Origin of the sequence: Candidatus Propionivibrio aalborgensis, assembly GCF_900089945.1 — a bacterium.
Taxonomy (GTDB): domain Bacteria; phylum Pseudomonadota; class Gammaproteobacteria; order Burkholderiales; family Rhodocyclaceae; genus Propionivibrio; species Propionivibrio aalborgensis.
Genome location: NZ_FLQY01000207.1, coordinates 1 through 5,171, shown reverse-complemented (window position 1 = coordinate 5,171; position 5,171 = coordinate 1). Strand labels below are relative to the sequence as shown.

Annotated in this window: 5 protein-coding genes; 1 reads left to right on the top strand and 4 read right to left on the bottom strand. The window is 58.0% G+C overall.

What is annotated here, in order from left to right; genetic code table 11:
- The coding region (locus PROAA_RS10525; RefSeq protein ID WP_186411299.1) for an NADPH-dependent FMN reductase at positions 1 to 478 on the top strand (478 nt) is incomplete at its 5' end.
- Positions 479 to 577: 99 nt separating this feature from the next.
- Here the strand turns inward: PROAA_RS10525 and PROAA_RS10520 are convergent.
- From PROAA_RS10520 to PROAA_RS10505, 4 genes are read right to left on the bottom strand one after another with little or no spacing between them, the layout of a single operon-like run.
- Positions 578 to 2,200: an NAD(P)-binding protein gene (locus tag PROAA_RS10520; RefSeq protein ID WP_186411298.1), complete on the bottom strand. Its 1,623-nt coding sequence runs from the start codon at positions 2,198 to 2,200 to the stop codon at positions 578 to 580.
- Positions 2,200 to 3,213: a thiamine pyrophosphate-dependent enzyme gene (locus PROAA_RS10515; protein ID WP_186411297.1), complete on the bottom strand. Its 1,014-nt coding sequence runs from the start codon at positions 3,211 to 3,213 to the stop codon at positions 2,200 to 2,202. Before PROAA_RS10515 ends, PROAA_RS10520 begins: the two co-directional genes overlap by 1 nt.
- A gap of 12 nt (positions 3,214 to 3,225) precedes the next feature.
- Positions 3,226 to 4,479, bottom strand: coding sequence for a transketolase C-terminal domain-containing protein (locus PROAA_RS10510; RefSeq protein WP_186411296.1), 1,254 nt, complete (start codon positions 4,477 to 4,479; stop codon positions 3,226 to 3,228).
- Positions 4,472 to 5,065 carry a 2-oxoacid:acceptor oxidoreductase family protein gene (locus PROAA_RS10505; protein ID WP_186411295.1) on the bottom strand — a complete coding sequence of 198 codons (594 nt, stop codon included), beginning with the start codon at positions 5,063 to 5,065 and terminating at the stop codon, positions 4,472 to 4,474. Before PROAA_RS10505 ends, PROAA_RS10510 begins: the two co-directional genes overlap by 8 nt.
- Between the last annotated feature and the right edge of the window lie 106 nt (positions 5,066 to 5,171).

Here is a 5,171-nt window from a genome sequence, read left to right as displayed (position 1 = left end):
CCGCAGACAAGGTGCCGAAGTGAATGTGCTCGATCTGCGCACACTGGCGCTGCCGCTATATGATGGTGATCTCGAAGCCGCCTCCGGCCTGCCCGAAGGGTGCCTCCACCTGAAACAGGCGATTCGCGAGCATCACGCACTGCTTGTTGCCTCGCCGGAATACAATGGTTTCTTTACACCGCTCCTCAAAAATTCGATCGACTGGGCAACGCGCCCACAGGAAGGCGTGCCTTCTCCATTCCCCGGCAAGGTTGCCGCGATCATCGCCGCTTCACCCGGCGCACTGGGCGGAATTCGCGGATTGCCCGCCTTGCGTATCCTGCTCAGCGGCATCGGCGTTCTCGTGACGCCAGGGCAGATGTCATTGCCGCTGGCGCACAAAGCCTTTGATGAGAAGGGCGATCTGATCAATCCGCAGCAGCAGAAGGTGCTTGAGGGCGTTGTCGGCGAACTCCTCAGAACGGTCCACACAGACTGAGCGCGTGTTCGTCGTCGGCGTGCATCCTGCAGGAACGAAAAGAAACGGGGCGGTCGAGCCGCCCCGTTTGCCACATCAAATATCTACTGAAACACGCTGTCAGATGTTCTCTGGCTCCATGGTAATGGCGCCGCAAGGACACTCGGCCACGCACATGCCACAACCTTTGCAATAGTCAAGATTGAACTTGAAGCGATTGCCGGGGCCGAGCTTGATGACTGCATTATCCGGACAGACGCCGTAACAGTTGTCGCACTCGAAACAGTTGCCGCAGGAAAGACAGCGACGCGCCTCGAACAATGCCGTGCTCTCATCCAGACCACCCTGCACTTCTTCGAAGGTCGATCGACGACGGATGATGTCGAGCATCGGCCGCACGGTCTTCGGCGCATCCGCGTAGTACCAGGTATTGAGGCTTTCGAAGTTGGCCACCGCGTGCTTGGGAGGAGCGATGTAGCTGGTTCCCCGAAGCCAGGCGTCGATGTTGCGCGCCGCCTTCTTGCCATGCCCGACGGCAATGGTGATGTTGCGATCGGCAGGAACCATGTCGCCACCGGCGAAGATGCCTGCATGGCCAGTCATCATGTTGGGATCGACAGTGACGACACCGTCGGCCACGACCAGACCCGGTACACCGTCAAGCAAGCCAAGATCCACATCCTGACCGAGTGCCAACACAACCGAATCGGCCTCCAGCGTTTCAAACTCTCCGGTCGGTTGAGGAAAGCCGGTGTCGTCGAGTTCCATTTTTTCGATGGTGATGTTCGCGTCGCCTGCCTCCTTGATAGTCGACAGCCACTTGATCATCACGCCTTCCTGCATCGCTTCCTCGATCTCGAAATCATGCGCCGGTGCCTTTTCACGGTTACGGCGATAAACGATGATCGGCTCGGCACCCATGCGTTTGGCCGTTCTCGCCACGTCGATTGCCGTATTGCCGCCACCATAGACGATGACACGACGACCGAGCATTGGCTTTTCTTCGTTTTCCATGCTGCGCAACACAGAAATCGCGTCGACAATCTTCGAGACGGCACCCGCCGGGATAAAGGCGCGTTTGCCAATATGTGCCCCGACAGCCAGGAAGGCCGCGTCGAACTTGCCCGATTCCATCGTTTCAAGAAGGTTATCTACTTTGGAGTTCAGCTTCACCTCGACGCCCAGATCGACGACACGCTGCATCTCGGCATCGAGAACATCGCGTGGCAAACGGTACTTGGGGATACCGAAGCGCATCATCCCGCCCATGAATGGTCCGGCATCGTAAACGGTAACGCGGTGGCCGAAGCGACGCAGATGATAGGCCGCCGACATCCCAGAAGGCCCCGCTCCGACGATCAGAACATGCTTTCCGGTTTCGGCGGCAGTCTGTGACAGCTTCCACTTGCGCTTGATCGCCTCGTCGCCGAGAAAGCGCTCCACCGAGTTAATGCCGACCGCCGAGTCGATCTTCGCGCGGTTACAGACGCTCTCGCAACTGTGGTAGCAAACGCGGCCCATAATCGCCGGAAAAGGATTGTCCTTCGTCAGATGCTGCCAGGCTTTTTCGTAGTTGCCGGATTCGGCGTGGAACAACCAGCCCTGTATGTCTTCACCGGCCGGACATTGGTTGTTGCAGGGCGGTAGCCGGTCGACATAGACCGGACGTTCGGTACGCCACGAACCCGTGTGGTTGGCAAGCGACGAGCCGGGGTCCAGTGTAATTGCAAACGGCTTGTCCATCAGTGTGCCTCCTTGTCGAGCAATTCGTATCTGCGAATATTCTTGTCTGCCATTGCCTGCAAACGGGCAATGGTGTCAACGGCTGGCGTTTTGCCAAAAAGGTGGGCAAAACGCTTCTGTGGTTTCAGGTATTCCTCGACGGGCACCCGCCGACGAATCTTCGATGAACCGGTGAGTTCGCCGTACTCGGCTTCGAACACCGGAAACGTCCCGCTCTCTTTGGCCAGACGGGACAAGCGGATGGTGTCCTGAGACGCTGCACCCCAACCGAGCGGACAAGGCACGAGAATCTGAATATAGCGCGCACCACGGAAGCTCATGGCTTTCTTGACTTTGTATTCGAGATCACGCAAGTCAGCAACTGTGGCCGTCGCGACGTAGGGAATCTCGTGCGCCATGGCGATGGCAGGTACAAACTTGCCCTGACCGAAGACGTTTCCAGGCTCCGGGCCGACCGGCATGGTCGTTGCCGTACGCGCGGAGGGCGGAGTGGCCGAACTGCGCTGAACACCGGTGTTCATGTAACCGCCATTGTCGTAGCAGATATACAGCACATCGTCGTTGCGCTCGAACATGCCAGAGAGACAACCGAAACCGATATCGGTAGTTCCCCCGTCACCGCCTTGCGCAACAACGCGGACATCGCCGCTCCGGCCCTTGGCCTGTTTCACCTTGATCGCCGCAGCGATACCAGTGGCAACCGCAGCCGTATTTCCAAATAGCGAGTGAATCCATGGAATCTGCCATGAAGTTTCCGGGTAGGGCGTAGAGAACACTTCGAGGCAACCGGTGGCGTTGGCCGCAATCAACTGGTTGTTGCTGGCGATCATCGCCGAGTCGATAGCGTAACGCGCTCCGAGAGCCTCGCCGCAGCCCTGGCAGGCGCGATGCCCGGAGTTAAGCGAGTTGGTGCGCTCCATGTTGGCTTGAACGCTACGCTCTTCAGGAGCCAGCAGACGATTGCCGACGGTGAAGGTGCCGGTCTGGTAAAACTTGACAGGTTGCAATGACATGGTTGGCCTCCTTTAGGCGATCTTCGAGGCGACAGTACCAATGTCGCGCAGCATACTTTCTGCGGCCGGACCTGAACGCCGCGTCTGACGCTCGCGTTCAAGTTGCCGGTTGACCACGCCCCAGTCAAGATCAAGAAATGTTACCGATTCGACTTCTTCCTTCGCCACCTTCTCGAATACCCCATGCAGGGATTTCTTCGTGATGGCGCGTCCGCCCAAGCCGGCAATTACGGTAAAGACATCGATCGGCAGCTTGCGCAGCGACTTGCGAATGTCGGAGGCAAGAATGCCGCCAAGGCCCACGGCAAGGCTCTTTTCTAGCACCACAACGCGTTTGGCATTTTTCAAGGCCTCACGTACGGCATCGATCGGGAAGGGGCGATAGGAGGTTATTCCCAGCACGCCGATTTTCTCCCCGGCACTGCGCATTTCATCGACCACATCCTTGATCGTACCCAGAATCGAACCCATGGCCACGACGATCGTCTCGGCATCGTCGGTGGAGTAGCTGCGGATCAAACCGCCGGATTCGCGACCAAATCCTTTCTTGAACTCCTCGGCCAGTTGAGGGATGAGCTCGAGCGCCTGCATCTGTTTGGCATGCGCCAGATAGCGAACTTCCATGAAGGCTTCCGGCCCGACCATGGCGCCGATCGAAACCGGTTCGGCTGGATCGAGCACCTGTCGCGGCTCATAGGGCGGCAGGTAGGCATCCACCTGCGCCTGTGTCGGCATGTCAACGCGTTCGTAGGCATGGGTGAGGATGAAGCCGTCCATACACACCATCACCGGGAGCGAAACCTCTTCGGCCAGCTTGAAGGCCTGGATATGCAGGTCGAGCGCCTCCTGGTTGGTCTCGGCAAAGAGTTGTATCCAGCCGCAGTCGCGTTGCGAGAGCGAGTCGGAATGATCGTTCCAGATATTGATCGGTGCGCCAATCGCACGGTTGGCCACCGTCATCACAATCGGCAAACCCAAGCCGGACGCGTTGAATACGGCCTCGACCATGAACAGCAAGCCTTGCGAGGCGGTCGCCGTGTAGGTGCGCGCGCCGGCGGCTGACGAGCCGATGGCGACGCTCATGGCGGCGAATTCGGATTCGACGTTAAGGAACTCACAATCAGTCAATTCACCGGATTTCACCATTTCGCCAACGCCTTCGACGATGTGCGTTTGCGGCGAGATCGGATAGGCGCAGATTACTTCGGGCCGGCACAGGGCGACTGCCTCGGCTACGGCATGTGAACCTTCAGTCTGCTTAAGCATGGGCAGCCTCCTTACGTGCGCTTTCAATTCTGGCACGGACAAGCTCGAAAGCTTCGGTCGCACCGGCGATATTGCCTTGTGCCACCTTGCCGGAAAACTTGGCGTTGATCGCCTTGAACACTGAGTCAAGCTTGGTGGTGCCGGAAAGCGCGGCAAAACCCGCCAACAGCGGAACATTCGGCATCGGGCGTCCGACATGCTTGAGCCCCAGATCGGTCGCGGCCAGGGTACACAAACGCTCAGCCGGCCAATCGCGAACGTAATCACTCAAACCAAGCTCTTCAAAACTGCTCTTGGTATTGATCAGAATGAAGCCGTCTTTCTTCAGGCCGGAAAATACATCGACCTGAAACAACAGCGTCGGATCCTGAATGATCAGCGCGTCCGGATACATAATGGGTTCGCGCAAGCGGATTTCCTGATCGGCAATCCGACAGAACGCTACGACGGGGGCGCCGGTTCTTTCAGAACCAAAGCTCGGAAAAGCCTGAGCGTGACGCCCTTCCTCAAACGCGGCAATCGACAGCATCTCCGCCGCAGTTACCACTCCTTGGCCGCCACGGCCATGAATACGCACTTCAAACATATTCTCTCCGTTTCATGGGTTTTCGGAAGTTGCCCAGTGCTCCACTCGTTATGGACTGAACAGTGAATCGCCTCCCTAGAGCGGCGTATTCTACGCACAATCAGAT

Bases quoted from the DNA above. Each gene is read 5' to 3' on its own strand.
- PROAA_RS10520 (WP_186411298.1), bottom strand. From the start codon at position 2,200: ATGGACAAGCCGTTTGCAATTACACTGGACCCCGGCTCGTCGCTTGCC.
- PROAA_RS10515 (WP_186411297.1), bottom strand. From the start codon at position 3,213: ATGTCATTGCAACCTGTCAAGTTTTACCAGACCGGCACCTTCACCGTC.
- PROAA_RS10510 (WP_186411296.1), bottom strand. From the start codon at position 4,479: ATGCTTAAGCAGACTGAAGGTTCACATGCCGTAGCCGAGGCAGTCGCC.
- PROAA_RS10505 (WP_186411295.1), bottom strand. From the start codon at position 5,065: ATGTTTGAAGTGCGTATTCATGGCCGTGGCGGCCAAGGAGTGGTAACT.